General features: G+C 61.4%; 23 protein-coding genes. 13 read left to right on the top strand and 10 right to left on the bottom strand.

Annotated features, from left to right (window positions below):
- Nucleotides 1-22: 22 nt before the first annotated feature.
- Both INR99_RS17915 and INR99_RS17705 read right to left on the bottom strand, forming a co-directional pair.
- Nucleotides 23-562, bottom strand: a complete 540-nt coding sequence (locus tag INR99_RS17915) for an RHS repeat domain-containing protein (protein ID WP_373308287.1) — start codon at nt 560-562, stop codon at nt 23-25.
- Nucleotides 563-634: 72 nt separating this feature from the next.
- Nucleotides 635-763 carry a hypothetical protein gene (locus INR99_RS17705; protein WP_265588327.1) on the bottom strand — a complete coding sequence of 43 codons (129 nt, stop codon included), beginning with the start codon at nt 761-763 and terminating at the stop codon, nt 635-637.
- Nucleotides 764-942: 179 nt separating this feature from the next.
- On the opposite strand from INR99_RS17705, the gene INR99_RS09425 reads away from it, so the two are divergent.
- The 13 genes from INR99_RS09425 (at nt 943) to INR99_RS09365 (ending at nt 13,994) form a co-directional block, all read left to right on the top strand.
- Nucleotides 943-1,095, top strand: coding sequence for a hypothetical protein (locus INR99_RS09425; protein ID WP_194116090.1), 153 nt, complete (start codon nt 943-945; stop codon nt 1,093-1,095).
- A gap of 91 nt (nt 1,096-1,186) precedes the next feature.
- Nucleotides 1,187-2,233 carry a glycosyltransferase family 4 protein gene (locus INR99_RS09420; RefSeq protein WP_194116089.1) on the top strand — a complete coding sequence of 349 codons (1,047 nt, stop codon included), beginning with the start codon at nt 1,187-1,189 and terminating at the stop codon, nt 2,231-2,233.
- Nucleotides 2,187-3,221: a glycosyltransferase family 2 protein gene (locus INR99_RS09415; RefSeq protein ID WP_194116088.1), complete on the top strand. Its 1,035-nt coding sequence runs from the start codon at nt 2,187-2,189 to the stop codon at nt 3,219-3,221. The genes INR99_RS09420 and INR99_RS09415 overlap by 47 nt, the downstream gene beginning before the upstream one ends.
- Nucleotides 3,218-3,799, top strand: a complete 582-nt coding sequence (locus INR99_RS09410; protein WP_194116087.1) for an acyltransferase — start codon at nt 3,218-3,220, stop codon at nt 3,797-3,799. Before INR99_RS09415 ends, INR99_RS09410 begins: the two co-directional genes overlap by 4 nt.
- Entirely contained in the window at nt 3,796-5,127 is a 1,332-nt protein-coding gene (locus tag INR99_RS09405; RefSeq protein WP_194116086.1) for a glycosyltransferase family 4 protein, read from the top strand. Before INR99_RS09410 ends, INR99_RS09405 begins: the two co-directional genes overlap by 4 nt.
- Nucleotides 5,124-7,241 (top strand): hypothetical protein, encoded by a 2,118-nt coding sequence (locus tag INR99_RS09400; protein ID WP_194116085.1) that lies wholly within the window; start codon nt 5,124-5,126, stop codon nt 7,239-7,241. The genes INR99_RS09405 and INR99_RS09400 overlap by 4 nt, the downstream gene beginning before the upstream one ends.
- Complete coding sequence (locus INR99_RS09395; protein ID WP_194116084.1) at nt 7,241-8,608, top strand: O-antigen ligase family protein; 1,368 nt, start codon at nt 7,241-7,243, stop codon at nt 8,606-8,608. The genes INR99_RS09400 and INR99_RS09395 overlap by 1 nt, the downstream gene beginning before the upstream one ends.
- 78 nt (nt 8,609-8,686) lie before the next feature.
- Complete coding sequence (locus INR99_RS09390; RefSeq protein ID WP_194116083.1) at nt 8,687-9,922, top strand: glycosyltransferase family 4 protein; 1,236 nt, start codon at nt 8,687-8,689, stop codon at nt 9,920-9,922.
- Complete coding sequence (locus tag INR99_RS09385) at nt 9,915-10,544, top strand: acyltransferase (protein ID WP_194116082.1); 630 nt, start codon at nt 9,915-9,917, stop codon at nt 10,542-10,544. The genes INR99_RS09390 and INR99_RS09385 overlap by 8 nt, the downstream gene beginning before the upstream one ends.
- Complete coding sequence (locus INR99_RS09380) at nt 10,534-11,715, top strand: glycosyltransferase family 2 protein (protein ID WP_194116081.1); 1,182 nt, start codon at nt 10,534-10,536, stop codon at nt 11,713-11,715. Before INR99_RS09385 ends, INR99_RS09380 begins: the two co-directional genes overlap by 11 nt.
- 16 nt (nt 11,716-11,731) lie before the next feature.
- A complete protein-coding gene (locus INR99_RS09375) occupies nt 11,732-12,724 on the top strand; it encodes a glycosyltransferase family 2 protein (protein ID WP_194116080.1) in 993 nt (330 codons plus the stop codon).
- Between the two features lie 18 nt (nt 12,725-12,742).
- On the top strand, nt 12,743-13,267 hold the full coding sequence (locus tag INR99_RS09370; protein WP_194116079.1) for a serine O-acetyltransferase: 525 nt from the start codon (nt 12,743-12,745) through the stop codon (nt 13,265-13,267).
- Entirely contained in the window at nt 13,254-13,994 is a 741-nt protein-coding gene (locus INR99_RS09365) for a PilZ domain-containing protein (protein ID WP_194116078.1), read from the top strand. The genes INR99_RS09370 and INR99_RS09365 overlap by 14 nt, the downstream gene beginning before the upstream one ends.
- Before the next feature lie 17 nt (nt 13,995-14,011).
- On the opposite strand, the gene INR99_RS09360 is transcribed toward INR99_RS09365, so the two are convergent.
- The 8 genes from INR99_RS09360 to INR99_RS09325 all read right to left on the bottom strand — a co-directional run bounded on the left by INR99_RS09360 (nt 14,012) and on the right by INR99_RS09325 (nt 23,512).
- Nucleotides 14,012-14,713: a response regulator transcription factor gene (locus INR99_RS09360; RefSeq protein WP_194116077.1), complete on the bottom strand. Its 702-nt coding sequence runs from the start codon at nt 14,711-14,713 to the stop codon at nt 14,012-14,014.
- A 43-nt stretch (nt 14,714-14,756) separates the two neighbouring features.
- On the bottom strand, nt 14,757-16,796 hold the full coding sequence (locus tag INR99_RS09355) for a SpoIIE family protein phosphatase (RefSeq protein WP_194116076.1): 2,040 nt from the start codon (nt 16,794-16,796) through the stop codon (nt 14,757-14,759).
- Nucleotides 16,793-17,344, bottom strand: a complete 552-nt coding sequence (locus tag INR99_RS09350) for a heme NO-binding domain-containing protein (RefSeq protein ID WP_194116075.1) — start codon at nt 17,342-17,344, stop codon at nt 16,793-16,795. Before INR99_RS09350 ends, INR99_RS09355 begins: the two co-directional genes overlap by 4 nt.
- A gap of 12 nt (nt 17,345-17,356) precedes the next feature.
- Entirely contained in the window at nt 17,357-18,343 is a 987-nt protein-coding gene (locus INR99_RS09345; RefSeq protein ID WP_194116074.1) for an SLBB domain-containing protein, read from the bottom strand.
- A complete protein-coding gene (locus tag INR99_RS09340) occupies nt 18,336-19,844 on the bottom strand; it encodes a lipopolysaccharide biosynthesis protein (RefSeq protein WP_194116073.1) in 1,509 nt (502 codons plus the stop codon). Before INR99_RS09340 ends, INR99_RS09345 begins: the two co-directional genes overlap by 8 nt.
- A 166-nt stretch (nt 19,845-20,010) precedes the next feature.
- Nucleotides 20,011-20,634, bottom strand: coding sequence for a class I SAM-dependent methyltransferase (locus INR99_RS09335; protein WP_194116072.1), 624 nt, complete (start codon nt 20,632-20,634; stop codon nt 20,011-20,013).
- A 15-nt stretch (nt 20,635-20,649) separates the two neighbouring features.
- Entirely contained in the window at nt 20,650-21,381 is a 732-nt protein-coding gene (locus INR99_RS09330; RefSeq protein WP_194116071.1) for a glycosyltransferase family 25 protein, read from the bottom strand.
- On the bottom strand, nt 21,368-23,512 hold the full coding sequence (locus tag INR99_RS09325) for a GumC family protein (RefSeq protein WP_194116070.1): 2,145 nt from the start codon (nt 23,510-23,512) through the stop codon (nt 21,368-21,370). Before INR99_RS09325 ends, INR99_RS09330 begins: the two co-directional genes overlap by 14 nt.
- Nucleotide 23,513 lies beyond the last annotated feature (1 nt).

Genomic DNA, 23,513 nt, shown 5'->3' with positions numbered 1-23,513 from the left:
GCGCGCCCGTGCAAACGGAGATTCATTGGCCTGACCTGGAGATCGACATGCAGAGCGTACCCAAAACCGAACGTGCCAGATAGAGTCGCCAACTGCGGATGGGTAAATTATGATCCGAGACCAGACAAATAACATGGTGAGCTTGGTGATTCTCAGGGAGGTTGCCCCCTTGTTCCATTCTTGTTCTGAGTGGATTTAGTCCTAAAGGATCAATCCACTCGATTGGATTTCTAGCATAGACATGGACATTTAGCCCTCCCAGCAAGCCAATCGGATCTTTGCTGATAAATCGCCCGATTTGCGGGTCGTAGTAGCGATGCTGGTTGTAGTGTAATCCCGTTTCGTGGTCGAAGTATTGCCCCTGGAAGCGCAGCGGGTTGCTGATGCCGGCGCGTTTGGCGGCCTCGGAGATCGCTGCTTTGGCTTCGCCCCAGGCTTTATAGTCGGCGCTCCAGGCCAGGTTGCCATCAGAATCAAGCAGTTCCTGCGGGGTGCCGAGGTGGTCGGTGTGGTAGTAATAGAGCTGCTCGAAGGGTTGCGGTTCGGGGCTGTAGGTCCACAGCGGGTCGGCGTCGATGCCCCACAGGGACTTGCATCGCGGCGTCCCGCAAGGGGACTTGCTGCGCGGCGTCGTTCAGTCGCGCTCGCTCCAGTCCGGCGTCGGCAGCAGCGGGATGCGCTGGCGGGTCTTGGCCTGCCGCAGCGTAACGAATGCCGGTCTCGAACACGTAGTGCGTGGTGGTTTCCGCGTCGCCTTGTGCATGCGATCTGGTCGCCGTCCTTCTGTGGCGCGTCACGCCGTAGCCGTGCTCGCGCGACAGCCGCGCCGTTCCGCTGGCGACCCAGGCGGGGTTGACGGCGGCCTGCGCGCCGGCGCCGATCGGCAGCTTGGGCGTGCTGTGCTTCAGCAGGCGGCGGCCCAGCGGGTCGTCCCACGGGGACTTGCTTCGCGGCGTATGCAACTTCGGTGTCGACGTCGTTGCCGCGCACGGCGGCGAGGCGGTTGACGTGATCCCACTCGAACCACTGCGTGCGGCCGTTGTCGATGCGCGCGCGCAGATTGCCGTGTTCGTCGTATTCGCAGTGCTTGCATGAATCAGTCACGCGCCCGATTGATTTTGCATTCCCGCCATGATTGGCGCATGCAACATTAGACAATGCAGTAAACCAGAAAAGGAGTGGCATCATGTCCTTGCTTGTTTACATTCTGCATTGCGGCCAGCTCTATGGCACGGAGCGGATGGCATTAGCTACGCTTGGTGAACTCTGGGGGCGCGCTGATGTAATGCTGCTGGCTCCTGAGGGGCCTGTTCATTTTGAGGCTGCTCGCTTGGGTATCAAGAGCAAACCCTACCGATCCATGACTGATCTGGCTGGAAAGCTCTGGCACTTGCTTGCGTCTCCAGGCACAAAAGTCTGTACGACCAGTGTTAGTCAATCGCTGATTACCTGTCTCTTGGGGGCAATCCGGCGCCATGTGCCAAGGCAGGTGCACATCGTGCACGGGGGTACCGACGAGCATTTGAGTTATGGGCGCAAGCACTGGCTGCAGCCTCTCGGTATTGAGCTTGTGGCTGTCTCTGCCTACGTGCGTGAACGGTTATTGGCTCATCATTGTGTTCCGCGTCAGATCACTGTGATCGAAAATTTCCTCAGTGGGGCATATCCAGAACGAGGTGTTTTGCGCCAGCTGGACCAGCTACGGGTGTGCATGATTACCAGGCTGGATCCAATCAAGCAGGTTGGGGTGGCAATCGATGCGTGGAATGCGATGCCGTCATTTGGAAGGCCACATTTACGTGTGTGCGGGACTGGCTGGCAGCTGGAGGAGTTACTAACTCGGGCTGCAGTCAATGCAGACATTGAACTGCTCGGTTATGTATCTGATACACGGCAGGAGTTGCTGCGCAGCGATTTATACCTGCACACCTGCGGGGCAGAGCCTTTTGGCCTGGCAATTCTGGAAGCAATGGTGGTGGGCGTACCCGTTTTGGTTCCTGATACGGGCGGAGCTTCGCTCCTCGTCGAGCCCGGGGTAAATGGTTTTTGCTACCGGACAGGCGATGCACTGGATTTGCAGCGGCAGATTGAAAAAATAGCCGCCATGTCAGCAGAAGAGCTGAATGCAATTGTGGCACAAGCCCGCAGAATGTTGCGCGGCCGATTTTCGGCAAGCGAGCGGGCCAATGACTACGCCGCCCTGCTTGGATTGGAGGCCCGCCATGCTAGCTGAGTGCTTGGAAGACAAAATTGCCGTGGTTGTGATTGGTCACAATGAAGGAGAGAGACTATCCCGTTGTCTGCGGTCGGTCTGGGCCAGTGATTGGCCTGCAGAAAAGCTTGATGTCATTTATGTTGATTCTGCTTCGACCGATGATAGTTGCTTTAGGGCAAGATCAGAAGGAGCCAGAGTATTTGCTTCCACGCAGCCCGGAGCTGCTGCCGCAAGAAATACGGGATGGCGAGTCAGTCATGCGCAGTGGATCATGTTTCTTGACGGCGACACTGTACTCGATCCGCATTTCCTACGTAATGCGCTGAAAATACTGCAGAAGGATGAGAGTTGCGCCTGCATCTGGGGGCACCGGCGAGAACTTGCGCCACACCAATCCTGTTATGTCAGAGTGCTCGATCTGGACTGGTGCTATCAGTCAGGGGATACGCTATTTTGTGGCGGTGATGCCTTGTTCAGACGCTCGGCCTTGCTGGATGCCGGTGGTTATGATGCAACCATCATGGCCGGCGAAGAGCCGGAACTTTGTTATCGGCTGCGTTGCAATGGTTGGCGAATCAGGCATATCAATGCGGCCATGACCCTGCATGATCTCGCGATTTCCAGTTTCTCCCAGTACTGGCAACGCGCCGTCCGTGCTGGATATGCCTACGCCGCAGTCAGTCGCCATACCGGTGCGCTGTGGCAAAGCGAGGTCAGGCATTCCTTGCGTCAGGCTGGATTGCTGCTGCTCGTTCCCTTGTTGAGTCTGGTGCTGCTGACATGGGGAAGCGCTGCTTTGCTGCCCTGGCTGGCCTTGTGTCTGCTGATGCTGCGCAGTGCCTGGCGAGCCCGCTGGCGCAGCCAGGATACGGTGACATTGCTGCTGTATGGCATCCATAGCTGGTTTGAGCAATTGCCTGTGTGCTGCGGCATCTGGCGTTGTTGGCATGATCAGCGTCAGAGGGTCGGGCAGCGGCTGATCAACTACAAGCGGAGTCCGTCATGAAAACGCTGCTGCTTGGGTTTTGCCGTCCCTGGCTCGCTGCTGTGCATGCCTCCTGCTTGCACATGCAACAAGGTCTGGCCTGGCTGCTGCTGGCTGTGCGAATTCCGCTGCCACCCAGCTGCGTGATCATGGGGGGGGTTGAGCTGCATGGAACCCGAGCTATTCGTACTGGCGAAGAGTGCCTCTTCTATCCCGGTTTGTATCTGGAGACGCGCGGAAATGGGCGGCTGGATATCGGTGCCGGCGTGGTCTGTTCCCGCGGCGTCCATTTGGTCGCCTATGAGGGCATACGCATCGGCGAGGGCTGTATGCTGGGCGAATACGTCAGTATCCGTGATGCCAATCATGTCCGTGTAAACGGGCAGACTCTGCGCGCTTCAGGCCATCGCGCGCGTGCAATCGAGATCGGCAGGGAGGTCTGGATCGGACGCGGCGCAATCATTCTTCCCGGTGTGCACATCGGTGACCGCGCCACCATCGCGGCTAATGCCGTGGTCAGCCACGATGTTGCTGCTGATGCCGTGGTGGGCGGGGTGCCAGCACGCGTTCTGCATTCTGCGAAGGAGTTGCAGCCATGAATCGTCATCTGTTGATGGTGGCCTACCAATGCGGCCCGGATATGGGATCGGTTTCGCAGATTGGTTGGGAATGGTACTCGCGCATGGCCCGTCGCCGTCCGGTCACCTTGATCACACATAGCCGTAACCGAGTCGCCATTGAGGCTCGTGGTGGTGTTCTGCCGGGGTCGGAGATTCATTACATCGATACTGAATGGCTGGCAGGCCCGCTGTATCGAATGGCTTGCCGGTTGTTTCCTGGGCGCGAGCACGCGATTTTCCTGCTGAGTTCGCTGGATTACTTTCTGTTTGATCGGCTCGCTCTGCGTCTGGCTCGTCGCTGGCACAAGGAGGGGGCAAGCTGGGGGGCTGTGCATGTGCCCACTCCGGTGAGTTCGGCAGCAGGGAGTTGCCTGGATCGGCTTGGCCTTCCGCTGCTGCGGGGGCCGCTGAACTGCGGTCTGGGCAATCCGGCCGGTTTTGATCGGATCCTGCAGCAGGAATCGCAGTGGCTGAATGTGGGGCGCCGGTTGGGGCAGTGGTGGTCCGCCTGGCTGGAGAGGCAAATTCCTCGCCGGGTTACGCTGACCGCGACCCGGGCAACGCGGCAGGTTCTTCCTCCGGTGCAGCGGGCACAGAGCATGATGTTGCTCGAAAACGGCATTGACCCCGAGCAGTTCGTCCCTTCCCCCTGGCCTGCGCGGCCCGGTCCAAGCCAGCCTCTGAGGGTGCTGTTTGTCGGGCGTATGCTTGCGATGAAGGGCGTCGAATTCCTGCTAAGGGCCGTGGCCAGGCTGATTCACGACGAAGGGATTAACGTGGAATTGACGCTGGCAGGCGATGGGGCCAGGCGGCGCGAATTTGAAAAACTGGCGGCCGAGCTGAATATCGCGGACGCGTGCAAATTCACTGGCAATTTGCCCCTGCGACTGGTTCCGGAGCTGATGCGCGAATGCCATGTGTTCTGTCTGCCATCTGTGCGCGAGTCAGGCGGTGCCGTGCTGCTGGAGGCAATGGCCTGTGCACGACCGGTAATTGCCTTCAATTATGGCGGCCCGGCCGAACTGGTTACGCCGCAAACGGGCGTGCTGCTGGATGCCGCGAATCCGGCAGAGCTCGTCGATGGCTTGAAGCGATCCCTGTTTGATTGCTACCGCAATCCCCAGCATTGGGATGCAATGGGCCGAGCAGGTGCTGCATTGCTGCACGCCCCGCACCAGCTGGGCTTCAGCTGGGAAGACAAGCTTGACATCGCCGAAGAGCTCTACGCTTCGCTGGCTGAATCTGAGAGCGTGCAGCTGAGTGGTTTGCCTGTGGCAGGATCCTGCAAGCAGCAGGTGTCGCTGTGAAAGCCTGGTTGGCCATTATGCTGCTGGCTGGTGCGCAGGCTGCCGTGCTTGAGCCGGCAGGGCCGCTGGAGACGGCCATATCACCGACCTTCGGCGTGAATCTTGGTGGCTCATCATACTGGGGGGCAGAACAGTTGCGCGCCAATATTGTCCGCAATCCCGGTTTCGAGCCATTACAGGAACGTAGTCTTGTCATTGTGGACAAACTCGATGGAGGGCGTATCACTGATCGCGACGCTTGGGCTTCGCGCCCGGATGCACTCTGGACAGGTGGGCGGTATCAGGTTCTGACTGGACAGCATGCCGGGCAGTCCGGTGCAATCCGGGATTACCGGCGCCGCGAAGGGCAGGCCGGCCAGTTCTGGCTGGATCCAGCTCTGCCTGCTGCGCAGCCAGGGGATGCGATCAGTGTGGGAAAAAGCGGGCGGCTGGTTCCCATACCGCAGTGGTGGTCACAGGGGCGGGTCAGTCTGGTCGCATACCAGAATGGCCAGCATGCAGCGCGTCTGCTGGTTCAGCCCGGTCAGCCAGCCTCGCTTGTCAGTCATTTCGATACGCTCGGTGGGCAGGCTGGCCGACTTTTGCCGGTCAGTGGCGAATGGGTACTGCGGCTAAAGGCTCGAACAGAGAACGGCAAGGTACGCTTGCTGGCCCGCTTTGCCAGAAATGGACAGCCGCCATTTGTGCAGCAGACTGTCGATCCTGCTGCACAGTGGCAGATGCTGGAATGGCGCTTTAGCAGCCACGAGTTACCGGCAGGACCACCGGCACCCATGGCATTGAGTCTGGAAGCCGTGGGTGATGGCGAGATCTGGATTGACGAGGTGTATCTGGGTGAGGCTGCTTCTAGCGCTGGCGGTTTTCGCCGAGCAGTTCTGGACTCGCTGAAGCTGTTGGCTCCGGGCTATCTGCGCGACTGGCAGGGGCAGCTTGGGGATACGGTAGCCAACCGCTTTGTCGGGGAGTTCCATCGCCAGCCGGTACGCTACCGGCCGGGTGATGCGGAAACGTTCTATCCCTATAGTATTCCCGAGCTGTTCGAATTATGTGCAGCCACTGGCTCCAGGCCGTGGGTGATTGGCCCGACAACGCTATCGGCTGAAGAGTGGCGCGAATTTGCCTTGCGTCTGAGGCAGGAGGCCGATCGCCATCAGCTGGATGAAGTTGTGCTGGAATTCGGGAATGAAAACTGGAATGCCCTGTTCCGCCCGGCAGGACTGACCGATGTGGCGAAGCACCGCGAAGCCGTCGAACGTGCTTTTGCTGCGGCACGTCAGGGTTTTGGCAAAGGCCGGCGTCTTCTGACGGTCGCCAATGCACCTTTTCTGTGGCCTGACAGTCCGGGCGCGATCGTGAATGCCAATGGTGTTGATCGAATCGCAGTGGCTCCTTATTTCATGTATGAGCTTGGACATCGCGGCGATCTGACTGCCCAGCGGCGTGAGGCCCTGAGCAGCCAGCTGGAGCGGCTGGCACAGCAGCAGTCCAGGGTTCGTGCGGCAGGCAAGCGGCTGGCTGTCTATGAAATCAATTTTCATACCACTCTGGGGGAGGCTTCTGCTGTTGAGCGCAACCGCATTCTGGCATCAAGCATTGCCGGGGTGGGGTTGGCCAGGCAGTTGCTGGAAGCGCGTCTGGCCGGGGTGCGCGAGTTGGCGGTCTATAGTCTGGCGGGTTATAGCGTGCGGCTTGATGCGGGAAAGGGCGACGTGGCCCTGTTCGGCATCACGCGGGATCTGGCCGCCAGTGGCCGCTGGCGCCCGACCGGGCTGGCCCTGCAGCAACTCAACGAGCTGGGCCCCGGTGTGGCCTGGCGGGTGCAGTGTCGTGGTGCGGGCTGTGCCGATCTGGTGTTGCTCGGACTGGCCGCTGCGCCCGGGGCAGTGCCGCAACGCTATGCCATACTCAATAGCGGCAGTGGCATCGTGAATGTCGAACTGGCCTGTTCCGGTGCACTGCGGCGCAGCCTGCTGGATGGGAGACTGCCGGGCAGCAATGAGGGGCAGCGCATGGAGATCCAGTTGCAACGCAGTACTCTTGCCTGTCAGTCAGGGCGTGCGAATGATCGTATTCCTGCTGAAAGCCTGGTCGTGCTGCAACCCGGAGGTGGGTGATGCAATACATCGTTTATCTGGCGCCTCTGGGTCTAGTGTTGCTGCTGTGGCGCAACGGCTGCCGGCATGCGCTGATTCGCGGTTATCTGCCTGTGCTGCTGCTGCTGCCGGATTGCTATCGGGCGAATACCCCGGGCTTGCCCGATCCGAGCTTCAATCAGGCTGCCATACTGCCGGTCTTCCTGTTCGCGCTGTGGCGCGAGCGTCAAGGCTGGGTTCCCTCCATTACCGACGGCCTGGTCGTGGCATTTGCCATCTGCGTTGCTTATTCCGAACTCAGCAATGCCGGATACAACGAGGCGCAGAATCTGATGTTTGCCATGCTGGCTTCGGTGGTGGCGCCGTATCTGTGTGCCCGCTGGCTATTGCGTGATCTGCACGACGACATCGCCTGTGCCCGGGTGTTCGTGATCTGCTGCGTGCTTGTTTCTGCGATCAGCGTGTATCAGTTCCGCTTTGGCATCAATCCCTGGCACCTGTTGCTGGGGCCGTTTTTTCCTGGGCAGGGCTTGGGCTGGGTCACTACCTTCCGGCATGGGGTTGCCCGTATCGCCGGCCCGTATTCGCATGCGATTCTGGCCGGCATCATGCTGGCCATCGCATGGCGGCTGGCCCGCTGGCTGCAGTGGGGCAATTGTTGGGAAAGCCGCATGCGCCATATCCGCCTGCCCGGCAGCAAGGCTTGGTGGGTCAACGGACTGCTGCTGGCCGGCATCCTGATGACCGTGGCGCGAGGCCCATGGCTGGGTGGTCTGGCAGGTGGCGTGCTGATGTGGGTATCGCACGGCAAGGAACGGCAGAAACGGTTGTGGAGCGTTCTCGCCGCGTTTCTTGTCGCCGGCATCATCGGCCAGATGGCAATCGATGCCTACCTCGATATCCGGCCGGGCATGGTGATGACGCAATCGCAGGAGTCCGCCATGTACCGCAAGGAACTGATGGACAAGTACGAGGATATTGCACTGGAGCATGCCTGGCTGGGCTGGGGGCGCAATACCTGGCCCAAGGTGGGGGGCATGGAGTCCATCGACAACTACTACCTGCTGCTGGCGCTGATGCATGGCGTGCTTGCACTGGGCTTGCTGCTGGGCGTGATGGGCTGGATGACGGTACGGCTTGTCCGGCGAGGGCTGCAGGAAACGGCCGGGCGGGCGTCGCTGCCGTTTACCTTTGCCGGAATCATCATGATGGTGTTCGTCTCGCTGGGAACTGTCTATCTCGGTGAGCAACCAATGCCGGCGCTGTTTTTCATCCTCGGCTGGGCCGAAAGTGTGTTGCAGCGGCGCCAGCTTCAGCAGTCGATCGCTGCCTCGGGCGAGACACGGCTCGACACCCCGGCGGCCGGCTTCCGGCATGTGATGCGCTGACGCGAGATTTTGCAATCCCGACACAAGCCATTGCTCCTGGCGCGTTTAAATGGAATTAGCGCCAAACAGGAGCTCATCATGAACAAGCTGCCACATCCTCTGGCCTATCTGGTCAGCGCCTATCCCGCCACATCGCATACCTTCATTCTGCGCGAAGTGATCGGCCTCAGGGAGCGAGGCTGGCCGGTTAGCACCGTCAGCATCAACCGGGATCGGCGTGATCCGGCAACGCTGGGCGAGGTAGAGGCCGCCGAACAACGCAATACCCTGGTCATCAAGGATTGGCCGCGCTGGCGCATTCTGTCCGATCTGCTATCGACCCTGCTGCGTTATGGCACGCTGGCGGTGCTGGGCGCACTGGTGGAAACCTGGCGGCTGTCCCGGCCAGGCTGGCGCGGGCAGGCCCTTGCACTGGCCTACTGGCTGGAAGCCATGCTGCTGGCTGGCTGGCTGGCTCGGCGCAACATTCAGCACGTGCATGTGCATTTCGGCAATGAGGCCGCGCTGGTTGGTCTGTTGGTCAAGCGCATTACCGGTTGCCTACTCAGCTATACCATTCACGGTCCGGACGAGTTTCATGATGCGCACGGCCAGCAGCTGGCGGCCAAGGTTGCTGCCGCCGATCACATCGTCTGCATCAGCCAGTTTGCCCGCAGCCAGCTGATGCTATTCAGTGCCCCGCAGCATTGGCACAAGATGGAGGTGGTGCGGCTCGGGGTCGGTGAAGACTTCCAGATGGTCGAGCCGGCCAGTCATCCCGTACTGCGCCTGCTGTGCGTAGGGAGACTCAGTGCCGCCAAGGGGCAGCATCTGCTGCTGCGCGCGGTGTCTCGCTTGCAGCAAGGCGGGGTTGCCGTTTCGCTGGTGCTGGCCGGCGGCGGTCCGGACGATGCCTCCCTGCATCAGGAGGCGGCGCGCCTCGGTCTGGAACGTGTTCGCTTTACCGGCCCGCAGCCGCGTGAGGCAGTGCGTGCGTTGTATCGTCAGGCCGATGTCTTCGTCCTGCCGAGCTTTGCCGAGGGAATTCCGGTTGTGCTGATGGAGGCCATGGCCAGTGGTCTGCCCTGTGTCAGCACTCGCATCGCCGGCATCCCCGAGCTGATTGCCGATGGCCGCACCGGCCTGCTCTTGCCTCCCGGGGATGAAGATGCCCTGTTTGAGGCCTTGCTGCTGCTGGCCGGGCACCCCGAGTTACGCCAGCGGCTGGGGCAGCGTGCGCGAGCCGCTGTGCACGAACATTACTGGCTGGAACGCAATCTGGACCGGCTTGCTGGGCAGCTGCTGGCCATGCCTGGGGAGGTGCATCATGCCTGAGACACTTAGTGGCTATATACGTGCATGGGTACGAGGCTGCGCACTCGAAAAAAACCGGCTTGTAGGTCTATACCGCAGGATTTGCCGCCCAGTTGGTGCCGAATGGGCGCAGTATCTGCAGCGCTTTGGCGGCCTGCAGGCGATCGGAGAGGGCTGCGTGATCAATATGAATGTCACCATCACCGACCCGGCCTTCGTACGCCTTGGGCGCAATGTTCATCTCTCGGGCTGTACGCTGTTTGGCCACGATGGCAGCGTCAACATGATCAATCAGGCCTACGGGCTTAATCTTGACCGTGTCGGCAAGATCGACATTCGCGACAACGTCTTCATCGGGCATCAGGCCATCGTGCTCCCCGGGGTGACGATCGGCCCGGATGCGATTGTCGCCGCCAATGCCGTGGTGACGCACGACGTGCCGCCGGGAACGGTCGTTGGCGGGGCGCCGGCCCGGGTGCTGTGTACGCTCGACAACTGGATCGCCCGGGTGCAAAAGGCCAACGAGTCGCTGCCCTGGGCTGCCGAATTTGCCAAACGCAGGCATGTTCTCGAGCCGGAATCCCCCGTTTTGCGAGCCTTGCGGGTGCAGGCTTTTTTTGGAGGGGCCGGCCATGATTGCTGAAGTCAGCCTCCTGTTGTTGCAGCTTGCCGGTTTTACCGCCGGATTGCTGGCTCTTCCGGGAACACTGATTCTCTGGCGCTGGACCTGGGCGGCACGCCGGGCTCCGCTGCCGCGCTCAGGGGCGCTCAATCGCGAGCCAATCACCATGCTGGTACCGGCGCATAACGAAGCGGCCACCTTGCCGCTGATTCTGCCGGGATTGCTGGCTGCTGCCCGGCAGGACGGAGCATGCCGCGTGGTGGTGATCGCAGACAACTGTACAGACACAACGGCGATGGTGGCTCGCGGATTGGGTGCCGAGGTAATGGAGCGTAACGATCCCGTGCTGCGCGGCAAGGGTCATGCGCTGGCCTGGGCCTTTGCCAGCGTGCCGGACAGTTTCTGGTATCTGGTGATCGATGCGGATACCCGGCTGGGAGAGGGATTCTTTGCTGCCTTGCGCCGGGTACTGGCCGATGCCCCGGCGGGGGTGCAGGTTCGCTATCTGCCGCAGACGATTAGCCAGGACTGGCAGGGGCCGCTGCGGCACTGGGCCCTGCAGGGCTTCAATACCCTGCGTCCGCGGGCGCGGGCACAACTTGGTGAACCGGTCGGAATTCTCGGGAACGGGTTTGTGCTTGCCGCCAGTACGCTGCAACAGGTGCCATACCGGGCAGGCTCCATCGTCGAGGATCTGGAATATCAGCTGGCGCTGACCCGTGCCGGCTTGCGGCTGGCCTGGTGCGAGGATGCCATCGTGTATGGCGAGATGCCGGCCGGTGAGGGCGCAAAAGTGCAGCGCTGCCGCTGGGAGGGGGGGCGGCTGGCGCTGTTGCGCCAGCAATGTCTGCCCCAGTTGCGGCGCTGGCTGGCAGGTGATGCCTGCGGACGGCATGCACTGGAAGAGTTGCTGCTGCTGCCGCTTAGCCTGCAGTTGCTCCTGCTGACGGTGGCGCTGTTTGCGCCTGCGCCGCTGCATTGGCTGGCCATTGCGGGTTTGCTGGTCCTGGCTGCGCATGCACTGCAGGCGCTGAGTGCGTTGCCCTGGCCGCAGCAGCTAGCCGCCGTACGGATTTTGCCGCGCTATCTGTGCTGGAAGCTGGCACGTTTGCCGGAAACGCTGCGGCAGAGCAGGCGCAATGCCGCATGGATCCGTTCGAGCCGGCAGGCCGAACAGAAATCGGCCGATTGAGTCAGGAGGTGCAATCATGACACGCTATTTCTCTCCCGAACTAAGCATCATTGTGGTGGCCTACAACAGTGCTCCTGAACTCCCCGCGTGCCTCTCGGCAATTCGTGCCGCCGCTGCTGGCGTCGGGCATGAAATACTGGTGGTTGATAATGCAAGCCGTGACGACACGCTTGATCTTCTGCGGTTTGAATCGGGCATCCGGCTGCTACCCAGTGCGGTTAATCTGGGGTTTGCTGCAGGCAACAATCTGGCCTGGCGGCAGGCTCGCGGGCGCTATCTGGCGCTGGTGAATCCTGATGCCCGCCCTGATGCCGGCTCACTGGCACGGGCAGTGCGCTGGATGGATGCCCATCCGCAGGTCGGGCTCGCCGGCGGGCGCTTGCTAAGCGAAGACGGGAATGACCAGCCTTCGGCCCGCAGCTTCCCCTCGTTGCTGAATGATCTGCTGGTGATCAGCGGTCTTTCATCGCGCTTTGCCCGTTCGCGATTTTTCGGCCGGGTTGATCGTACCTGGGCGGATCCGGCCGAAGCGGCGGCGGTCGACTGGGTGCCGGGGGCGTTTGCAGTGATCCGTTGCAGTGCGCTGGATGAAGAAGGGCTCTTCGACGAACGTTTCTTTCTCTATTTCGAAGAGGTGGATCTGTGCCGCCGGCTGCAGGCGCGCGGTTTCAGCGTCTGGTATCAGCCTGAGTGGCGGGCCGTGCACATTGGCGGTGTGTCCTCACAGCGGGTCGAGGGCGAGCACTTCAATCGGCATGGCAGCCAGCTTTCCTTGTGGCGCATGCGCAGCGCCCTGCTGTATTACCGCAAGCATCATGGCTGGCTGGGAGCGTTCGGGGCCTCATGGCTGGAACGCTTGTGGCACGGCCTGCGCCTCTGGCGCAACCGGTTGCAGCAGCGGCAGGGGGCGCAGGCACGCTGCGCTGAATCGCTGGCGCTATCGCGTCTACTGGCGCGGGCCTGGCAGGACACGGCCGGAGGCCGCAGCTCACCACCGCGACCGTGGTAAATCCCGAAGGAGATCGCCATGTTTGAACTGATCCGCGAAGACTGGCAAACCTACCAGCGTGATCCCTGGCGGCAAGGCTTGTGGGTGATGTGCGTTTACCGCTTTGGCCGCTGGCGCTATGGCATCCGGTCAGCCCTGCTGCGCCGGCTGTGCTCGTTCGTTTACAAGTGCCTGAAGATCTTGTCGCAGATACTGACCGGCATTGATCTGCCCTGTGAAACCCGCGTCGGCCGCCGGTTGCGGATCGATCATTTCGGGGGCGTGATCATCAGCGGCGACACGGTCATTGGTGATGATGTGATCTTGCGGCATGGAGTGACACTGGGGCTGCGCCATGAAGGTCAACGCGGCGCCCCTGTGCTGGGTAACCGGGTCGAGATTGGTGCCGGCGCCAAGGTCCTTGGCGCTGTCACCATCGGTGATGGTGCAGTCATCGGTGCAAATGCCGTCGTGCTAAGCGACGTGCCAGCCGGAGCGGTTGCCGTGGGAATTCCGGCGCGGGTGTTGCCCGCCAGAAAGGAGCGCGATCATGTTCGGACTTGAACATTTACTGTCCCGTGCCGCTATGCCGGCGCAGTGTGATGCCGAAAACTGGCCGCAGGAGGATCTGGTCAAAAGCAAGGAGCAGGTCCAGCGGATATTGCGGGAATTGCAGCATTATTCGCACGATTGTCCGCTGCCGATGCAACTGCTTTCCCGTGATGGCGGGATTTACTGCAGTGTGCGCAATCTGTATCACGAGCCGGCTGATCGGGGGGCTTTAATGCGGCTGCGGCTGGTATCCGACGTTTCGCTGTTTGCCGGTGAGGAAATCCTGCTGGTGCTGTGTTGGCATCAGCAGATGTACGCCTGCACGATCAGGGTTGTCCGGGTGCACACCCCCTGCGACATCAGCGTTGACAGGCCTCAACTGCTGGTGCGGGGGGGCGGGCGAGAGTTCTATCGAGCACATCCGCATGCGGAAATCCGCTGTTCACTAGCGCTGGGCGGCAGTGAGATCGAGGGCCGGCTGACCGATCTCAGTGAGGGGGGTCTTGCGGTGGTTTTCTCGCAGGCGCAGGCTCAGGGCTTGAAGAAAGACATGCGCTTTGGTGATGCGTCACTGCGTCTGGATGCCATGACACTGATCGTGCCGACGCTGAGAATCTGCAGCAAGGTCGAGCTGGGGCAGAGTGGCTGCTGCCGGCTGGGCATCGAATTCATCGGGCTGGGCGAGAGGGAACGAACTCAGTTGCGCAAGCAGTTGCTGAGTTGGCAGCGCCATGACTGATCGAAGAAGCGACGCGATCAAGCCTTGGCTGGCTCGGCCAGCGCGATGCGCTCCAGCCGGTAGCCATAGCCATAAACCGAAGATAGCTGCCAGCCTCCACTGCCATCAAGCAGCAGCTTGCGACGTAGGCGGCTAATGTGGGTGTCGACCGTACGGGTATCAATCTCAACCTGTAAGCCCCAGATTTTCTCGAGCAGGTTCATTCGGGAAAACAATTTTTCCGGGTGCTGGAACAGATACAGGGCCAGATCGAATTCTTTCTGGGTGAGTTCGATTTCCCGCCCGGCCTGCCTGATGACGCGCTGGCTGAGATCAATCTCGTACTCCCCCAGATGGAGAATTTCCGGAGCCACGCTGCGAAAGCGCCGCAGCACGACTTCGATGCGTGCCAGCAGTTCCATTGCCTTGATCGGCTTGACCAGATAGTCGTCCGCGCCAGCCTTGAGTGCCGCTACGACATTGGCTTCGTCATCGATGGCGGTGGCGACCATGATCGGTACCTGCCAGCCGATATTCTCGCGCACCCATTTGATGATCATTCCGCCGGAATAATCCGGCAGATTCCAGTCCAGCAGCAACAAATCGAAGCGGGTGCTTTTTAGCGCCTCGAAAAAGGCGAGGCTGGTGGCAAAACTGCGGGATTCATGGCCTCCGCTATGCAGGGTCAGGGCCAGCATCTCTGCCTGGATCGGGTCGTCTTCCACAATGGCAATCAGCATGGGCAAGTCCGTCAGGATGGTGAGGGCAGTATAGTCTGCGGTATCAGGGGGTGTGGTGCTTTGCCGGGGCAGACTCGCGACTGGTTTCCAGCCTGATCAGGTTGACCTGTTCGGCCGGGGTCAGATAACTCACCCGATCGACGGATTCACGGATTATGAAGAGGCCGAAGCCGCCCTCGCTGTTGCCGCTGAAGTCGGGTTCAGGCGCCGTACCGGGGTCAAAGGTATCCCCAACATAGTAGAACTCCACGGTCACACTGGAGTCGTTCTGGCTCAGCCGCACGACAAAACTGGCATCCACCAGATGCGCACTGACATGGCGGATGATGTTGGTGGCAACCTCGACGGAGGCCAGAATAAGCCCGTCTAATCGTTCCACTGGCAGGCTGGCCATCTGCAGCAGCCAGTCGCGCAAAGGAGCTAGCGCCAGCATTTTGCGCGGGTATTCCTGACTGTGCCAGCGCGAGCCTTCGCAGCGCAGCATGGCCAGAGCAGTGAAATCATCGCTGCGCCGGTGCGATGCTTCATGCTGGTCAACCAGTAGGCGTAATCGCTGCAGAATGATGGCGGCGGGCAAGCCCAGCTTGTGCAGCGCACTCATCAGAGCAATGACGGGCTCCTTGCCCAGCAGTTCCCCTTGTTGATTGCGTGCTTCGGTAACACCATCCGAGTAGATCAGCAGCAGATCGCCCGGACAGAAGCTCAGCTCGCAGGGGGTGTAGGTTTCATTGCGCGCAATACCTATTGGCAGATGCTCACCCTGCAGTTGCCGGACTGTGCCGCTTGCGTCGATCAGCAGGGATTCCGGGTGGCCGGCGTTGACGTATTGCAGGCGGTTGCTGCGCAAGTCGATGCGGGCAAAGGTCAGGGTGACAAAGGACTCCAGCCGTTGCAGCTCCGGGGTGATGCGCTCATGCAATTCGTTCACGATGCCGCAGACCGGTGGTGTCGTCCCGCAGGCCAGTGCCGGGGCGAGCAGTTCGGCCATCAGGCGGTTGTACTGATGCTTGAATGCCGCGCCGATCATGGCCGCGGCAATCCCCTTGCCCATTACGTCACCAGTGACAATGTCAAAGCAGCCGGGCTCGATCGGAAAGAAATCGAAAAAATCGCCATCAATGCCCTGCGAGGGCTGGGTAAAGGCGGCAATCTCCATGCCGGGAACCGCCAGTGGTTTACCGAACAGTAGCGACTGCTGGATTTCGTGGCCGATATGCAGCTCTCGTGTACGGGCTGCTTCCAGCGCCGCCTCCTGGGCCTTGCGCCGGCTGATATCGCGCAGGATGCCGGTGAAATGAGTACTGCCGGAGTGCTCGATGCTGGATAGCGACAGCTCGGCGGGGAAGCTTTCACCATTGCGTCGCAGAGCCAGTACCTCGCGCCGCTGCCCGAGCAGATTTCGGCCGCTGCCGCAAAGAAAGGCTGCGATGTAGCCATCATGCTGGCTGGCATGCGGCTCGGGCATCAACAGGCTGACGTTGCGGCCGATCACTTCCTGGGCCTGCCAGCCGAACATTTGCTCGGCGGCGGGATTGAAGGTTTCGATGATGCCGTGCTGATTGATGGTAATGATCGCGTCGGCCGCCGTATTCAGGATGCTTTGCAGCATCAGGCGCTGCTCACGCAGACGCTCGGCCATGCTGGCGGTTTCCTGCAATGAGGTCTTTTCCTGCTGCAGCACCTGCAACAGGTCCGCCGTGGCGTCATGCACGGCAAAGTCGTTCAGTGCGAGATGGTGTTTTTTCAGATCAGCCGTATCCGATAGCCATGGGGTTCCCGCAAACAACAGGGCCTGCTGCTCCTCCAGTGGCATGAACTGCCCGCGCAGTTGCAGCCCGTCACTACGCCGGCGCAACACGAAGAGCATATGCTGGCGGGCGAGGATCTGTGCTGCGTCTAGGCTGTCGAGCTTGGGTCGCTGTATCGAGACGTACTCCACCAGAGATTGCCCTTGAGCCAGTTCCGGCAGTAGCCGTGGCAGGGATGGCCCCCAGCTTTGCAGACGCAATGCCTGATCAATCACGAAGTGAAAGGGAAACAATGCATCCAGTGCGGTGACGGAAAGCTGGACATTGCGAGTCATCGTTCGCGCCAGCTCACGAGGAATTCATCAAAGTCATCCTGACTGGTGCGGCTATGCTGCTGGATCACATCGACGCTGGTGGCATAAAGTTCGCCCACACCCAACAGCAAGCCGCGTACAAATGGTGCCAACCCCGGGCGCTGCGAAAAGTAGCGTACTCGAATCTGGTTATCTCCCGTTGCCTCGCACAGGAATTCGGGCGGTTGCAGCTCCGGATAGATCAGGCAGATGCGTGCATGGAAATTGGGCAGATTGAGTAGAAATTCGGACAGGGTATGGCCACCAGCCTCAAGCAGGCCACCATAGCGCGCGCGACCAGTCTCCAGAACCCAGTAGCTGCCGAAAGCTTCCAGCACCGGGGTCGCTTCCATTCCAGTTTCCTCGCAGACAGCGCCTACCAGCTGGTAAGTGAGCTGATCCGGATAAGGCTGGTGCGAGAGGAAGTCTTCGTCGGCAATGCCTGCCCGCTGGCTCACGCGCTGCCAGACCTCTTCGCCGAAGCGGGAGGTCACCATCTCCTGAATTGCCTTGTTGACAATGCCATACATGGCAGCCTCCCGTCAGAATGCACTCAGTCCCAGTGTCAGTATGGACAAGCCTGGCACCAGTTGCCGGATGACATAGCCGGCTTCGGCAACGCCACTCTTGGGCACGAAGACGACGTCGCCTTCTTCCAGCGCGTAGTTCACCATTTTTTCGCGGGTCAGCAATGTGGTCAGCGGCGTGGCATCGGCGGCCTGCTTGCCGGGGCGATAAAGCGCGATCTGTTCCGGTGCGGCATCGTCGTTGGGCCCGCCAGCCTGCGACAGGGCATCCAGCAAGGACATGTCAGGCGTGAGGCGATATGCGCCGGGTTTATGCACGGCGCCCAGCACATACACCAGCGTATCGAAGGAATCAGGGATGTAGACCAGATCGTTGGCTTTAAGCCGGATATTGTTCACCAGCTCGCCGCGGTTGAGCAGCTTTTTCAGGTCGACCCAGATGATGCGGTCGCGTCCGCGGAAGATCGCCACCCGGGTCAGCGTCGCCTGCTTGTCGATCACCGGCAGCGAGCCGGCGCGGGCCAATGTTTCCAGCAGGGTGGGCGGCCGGTCGAATTGCTGGACGCCCGGGTTCTGTACACGCCCAAGTACGGTCACTCGGTTGCCGGCGTATTGTTCGATACCGATGAATACCGCGGGTTTCTTGTAGAACGGGCTCAGCGCCTGACTGACCATGCCGGCCGCACTTTCGCGGGTTTCGCCGGCCAGCTTGAGCGTACCAGCCAGCGGCAGGCTGAGCTGGCCATCCGGCCCCAGCTGTTGTTTGCCCGACAGCTCGGGGCGATTCCAGACCGTGATCTGCAGCTGGTCGCCTTCGGCCAGGCGATATACAAAGCTGTCACCGGCATCCAGCTCAGCCAGCAATTGCGCAGAGGCGTAATCGATCTGCTCCGATTTCTGCGCCGGCTGGAACACTTCTGTCTGTTGCGGCATCACGCTGTGGGTGCTGATGCAGCCTGTTAGCGCAAGGACGGCAAGGATGAGCAAAAGACGCTCAGGCATGGCGGGTCTCCTTCGCACCCAGACGGCGCAACGTTTGCTGCAGCAGCGCTTTCTCGGCTGGCAGCAGCGCGGTTTTCCAGATGCCCAGTAGTAAGCTGGCTGCGGCGATCGCGCCATAGAGCAACAGATCCTGCAGCGCCGAGCTGCGGCTGGCCAGCTGCCAGGGGCACAACAAGGCCATAGCGTAGGCCGCAGGGTAGATCAGCAGCAGTGGCCGCAGCGTGCACAGCAGCATCGTGCCCGACATGCCCAGCGTTCTGCTGGCCAGCCACAGGTAAATCAGTGCGCTCACCCCCAGGCTGAGTGCCACCCCTTCGACAAAACTGGCCAGATTGCCGGCCAGCAGAGCCGCAGCGAGCAAGCCGGTACTGCGCAATCCATGGTAGACGAATTCCAGCCGGATCTGCCCTTGCCCGCGCAGGGTACTGCTCGCGGCGCCGGTCAGGGTGTGCAGATGCCAGGCCGGGGTCATCCACAGGCAGATGGATACAAGCAGCGCCAGCTCCGCGCGTGGTCCGAGCCAGGCGGTCAGCAGCGCTGGCGCCACGGCAACCAGCATCGGCATGACCGGCAGGAGCGCCAGCAGCCCCAGGCGCAAGCCGCTGTGATAGATCGCGCTGACCGCACTTTCGCGTGCGGTTGCGGCGTGTGGCAGCAGCACCTGATTGATGCCGCTACTGAGCGAAATCGCGGTCGCCGGTAGCTTGCTGCCCAAATCCAGTATGGCGGTCGCTGCCGCGCCAAAGGCGGCGCCGGCCAGCAAGCGGTCTCCCGAGTGCAGCAGCATCGCCCAGCCGTCGCTGAGCTGACTGGCCAGGCCCAGCCGGGCAAACTGGGGCAGACACTGCAGCGAGACGAGCCGCAAGCGGATCTGCAGGGCTGGCCAGGCCAGATGTACCCGCCAGCGCGCCAGCGTGATCGAACAGGCATAGCGCAGGGCGAAAGCCCACAGCAGTGCCGACATGCCCAGATCAAGCTGTAGCAGCACGGCCACGGCCAGCCATTCGAGCAGGAAGCTCGTTACCCAGATCCGCTGCTGTTCATGCACGCGTTTCAGTCCGTGCAGCACGTAGCCCCATGCCCCCAGGGTCAGGTCGGCCAGAAAAATCAGGCACGTGGCCATGATGAGCTGGGTGGCCAGCGCATGCAGTGCCGGCACCAAGTGGAACTGGGCCAGTACCCAGGGCAGCAACAGCGCGAGCAGGGTGCAGAAGGCCCCACCCAGCACCAGCGCAAGCAGAACACCGGTGCTGAGGATGCGGCTGGCATGGCTGGCATCATCCTGCTCATAAGCGCGGGCAATTTCCCGCACGTAGACGGTGGCCAGCCCGGAAACCGAAAGCCCCAGATAGCCGACCAGCACAAAGGCAATTGACCACAGTCCGTATTCGGCAAGCCCGACATGCGCCAGCACCAGTGGTGGCAGCGCCAGTCGGGTAAGCAGATAAAGCAGGCGGGCGGCGATGCTTTCCAGTGCGGCCTGATGCAATCCAGCTGCCATGTTGCTCTCCTGCAGGTTCAAGGGACTGACTCCATTACAGCCGGCAACTGCATGTGAATGGTGTCCTGAGTGTAAACAGTTTGCGTGATGTGTTCATGATGGGTATGTGCATGAATGCTTTTTGATATAAATGGTTAAAGGCAATACATGGCAAGGTATTTGGCTTTCAGGACGCTCTGGCGGCAAACAGGTATTGCACGGCGCAGAACGGTTCGGCTGCTCGCCATTTGCCCAGCCAGCGCCACCAGCGTGAAGGACTCCAGTTCTGGCCCACACTGCAGCTGTCAGCAATGGCAAAACCGCTGGTTTCCAGCAGATCGCGGGCGGTATCTCGGGTAAAAAAGCGCAGATGGGTACGATCCAGTATGCCGGCGTCGGTGTAGTGCCATCGCCCGCCCAGCAGCAATGGCAGCAGCACACTGTGGTGGCGAACATTGGGCAGGCTGACAATAAGTACGCCGCGCTCGCTCAGGCGCTCGCGCAGGCGGCGCAGCATCAGCCAGGGATCCTGCAGATGTTCCAGCACATCCAGGCACAGAATCAGGTCGAACTGTCCCAGCGAGCCGAAGTCAATGTGTTCGGCGTTGCCCTCGATCACCAGATCAAGGTGTTCGCGGGCAATCTGGCTGGCAGACTGGCTGTATTCAACACCGACCGCCTCGCGGCACAGGCCGCTGGCTTTGAGCCAGGCCAGTGTCGCACCATTACCGCAGCCGACTTCCAGCGCCCGCGGTGCGTGCTCGGGCAGCAGCGGGATGATTTCCTGACGAACAAAACCGTAATAGTCCATGATGCTCTCCTTGAATCAGTTGCCGGTGGCGTGGCGGTGGTGTTGCTTGAATTCACGCGCCAGGGCGGCCAGGGTGCGCAGCAGCGGCCAGCGGTCGTACCACCAGCGCGGCTGGATATCACTGCGGGAAAAACGCTGCTCGACCAGCGTCGGATACGCCAGCCAGGTATGGCAGTCGGGGTTGAACTGGCGAAATAGGGTCAGCGCAGCGTCGTAGTGCAGCCGCCCTCCCTGCGGGTGACCGGCCGGGCGTTCCAGGCAGCCGTGCAGATAGGGCAGCAGTCTGGGCAGCAAGGTGGTGCGCACCAGATAGGCGTGCGCGCCCTCGATGGGCTGGCTGCTGGGCTGGAATCCGGCTGTAGTGACGGGAGCCTGTCCGCCCCCCACGTGGCAGTGCCCCAGATAAACCAGCTCGGGCTGTTCATCGGCAAGCAACTGCGCCAGCTCGGGCAGTGCCTCTGCCAGCCCGGGCAGCAGTACGGCGTCGTCTTCCAGTACCAGCACATACCCCTCGTTCAGGCTGGTGGCATCTTCCAGTGCGGCCACATGGCTGAGAAAACAGCCGCGTGTGCCCACGGTGGGAAAGCCATCGGCATGGTCAGGGCGCTGGGCAGGCCAGCAGATCACCTGCCCCTGCTGCCACGCAAGTCCATGCCTTTGCAGTTCGGCGCCGATTTGCTGGCGGCGGTCGCGGCGCTCGGGCAGATTGATGACATAAATGCGGGCCAGCAGATCAGTCAGTTTCATGGTGGGCTCCTCGGCGGGGCAACTGGCCGCGCAGATCTGTGAGCAGGGCGCCTGCGCCTTTGATCAAGAGGACGCCGGTCAGGCGCAATTCACGCAGCAGGTTGGCCGGCGGTGGTTTGCGGCCGGTCAGGAATTCGTTCATCAGGTCGCGCACATAGCCGCCCCCATCCAGCGGGCGCACACGATTGACGACCACACCGATCGAGTCCGGATCAATGCCTTGCAGCAGCCGGGCTGCCCGGCCAACTTCACCGCGCCCCTGGGCTTCGGCTTCGATCACGGCCAGAATGCCCGGTGTGGCGCGCAAGGTGAGTTCCGCGTCACCGCTCGCCAGCAGCGGCGGTACGTCGACCAGCACAAAACGATACTGCTGGGCGAGTTGCTGCAGGCAGGCGCCGAGCCGGTCGATGGCGTGAAGGTGGCGACCGCTGCCGGCCAGCCGTAGGCTGGCGCACGCCGCTTGTGGCATTTGCGGATCGGCGAGTTCCAGTTCGGGGGCGGTGGCAAAGCGCGGGTCGCGATTGAAGGCATTGGCTTCGACAGCGATGGCCGGCAGTCCCATCTGGGCAAAAGTGGCCTGCAGCTCCAGCGTCAGGCTTGATGCTCCGCCGCCGGGCTGCAGTGCGCACAGCCCGAAAATGTGCATGCCGGTGCGATCCTGCTCCCGTATCAGCGCGCTGGCCAGCCGACGCAACTGGTCGCAGCGGAAACTGCGGCTGTCCTCGCTGTCGGCCTCGATCAGCCAGCCCAGCGGCGGGAAGCCGAAGCTGGCGCTGACATCGTTGGGGGCGTGGATGCGCCGGTCGAGCAGGTCGCGGGCGACCGGCACGGCAATGGCGGCCAGCAGTGCGGCCAGCACGACCATCAGGAAGATTTTTTTCTTGCCTGGCCCTTGTGGCAGATCGGGCACTTGCGCTGCAGTGACCAGCCGTACGAAACCCAGCGAGCCGGTTTCGGCCGTGAAGAAATTCAGGCGCTCACCAATGCTGTCAAGCTCCTTGCGGACTTGCTCGATTTCCGCACTGAGGTTTTGCGCTTCCTTGAACAGCGTGGCAAAACGGCCGCGCGATTGTTCCTGGCGGGTCAGTTCGGCCTGGATGTCCTGTTCGAGCTGGCGGGACTGGCTGGTGGCCGTGGCAAAGCGGCTTTGCAGATTGCTGCGCACGCTCTGTGTCAGTTTGCCGGTCTGGCTGCTGATTTCCTGGTCTATTTCGCCGAGCTCCTGCCGGCTTTGCTGGTAGCCCGGGTGCTGCTCGGTCAGCCCGGCCATGCCGGAAACCAGCTGGGCGCGACGGTTGTTCAGGCTGGCTTTCAGGCTGTTGAGTCCCGGGTCGACCGAAACGCTTTCCAGAATGGAGCGCACGGCCGGGTCAGTTTCGCCGTGCTGCAGAAATGCCTTTTCACGTGCTTCGGCATCGAAGCGCTTGATGCGCGCATCGGCCAGCGCCTCGCGCAGGCGCTCGATCGCCTTGTCGTAGGGGTTGCCGGCTTCTTCGGAGAAGGTGGCAATACCGAGTTCGCCGGCGATCTGGTTGCGCCGCTCGGCCTTGTCGTCGATGTCGCGCAACAGTTGCTGCTGGCGTTTTTGCAGCTGTGCGGTGCGCTCGTCCTTGCCAAAGACTTGCTCGTTACGGGCGCGCTCGAGATAAATACTGGTCACCGCATTGATGATGGGGGCCAGTGGCTGCGGATCGCTGCTGCTCAGGGAAATGCGCACCATATAGGTGTCTGGCACAGGCAGTACCAGCAGGCTGGTGCGCAGGCGGCGGATGCTCTGACGCTCGTTTTCGCCAGGCAGCTGCCAGCGTTGGACTGCCGGGGCACTGGCGACTTTGCGGATGGCATCACGCAGGATGTCCTCGCGCAGCACGGTACTGGTCTGCTGCTGGACGAACTGGCGATATTGCGAGTTGGACTGAAAATCCAGCTCGTTATCGTCCTTGAGGGTTTTCATATAGCGCGGCGCGATCTGGATCACGGCCTCGGTTTCATACTTGGGCTGTCCCTTCAGCCAAATCATGGGCAGGCCCAGCAACAGCGTGATGGCAAACGTTGCCACGGTCAGCTTGGCGTGCTGCCGGATGCTGACCAGTGGCTTGATGCCGATGCCGGCTGTTGACAGGGTGCCCATG

Source organism: Chitinilyticum piscinae (genome assembly GCF_015223195.1).
GTDB lineage: Bacteria > Pseudomonadota > Gammaproteobacteria > Burkholderiales > Chitinibacteraceae > Chitinilyticum > Chitinilyticum piscinae.
Note: the sequence above shows the minus strand (reverse complement) of the source record. Positions and strands in the feature narration are given on the sequence as shown.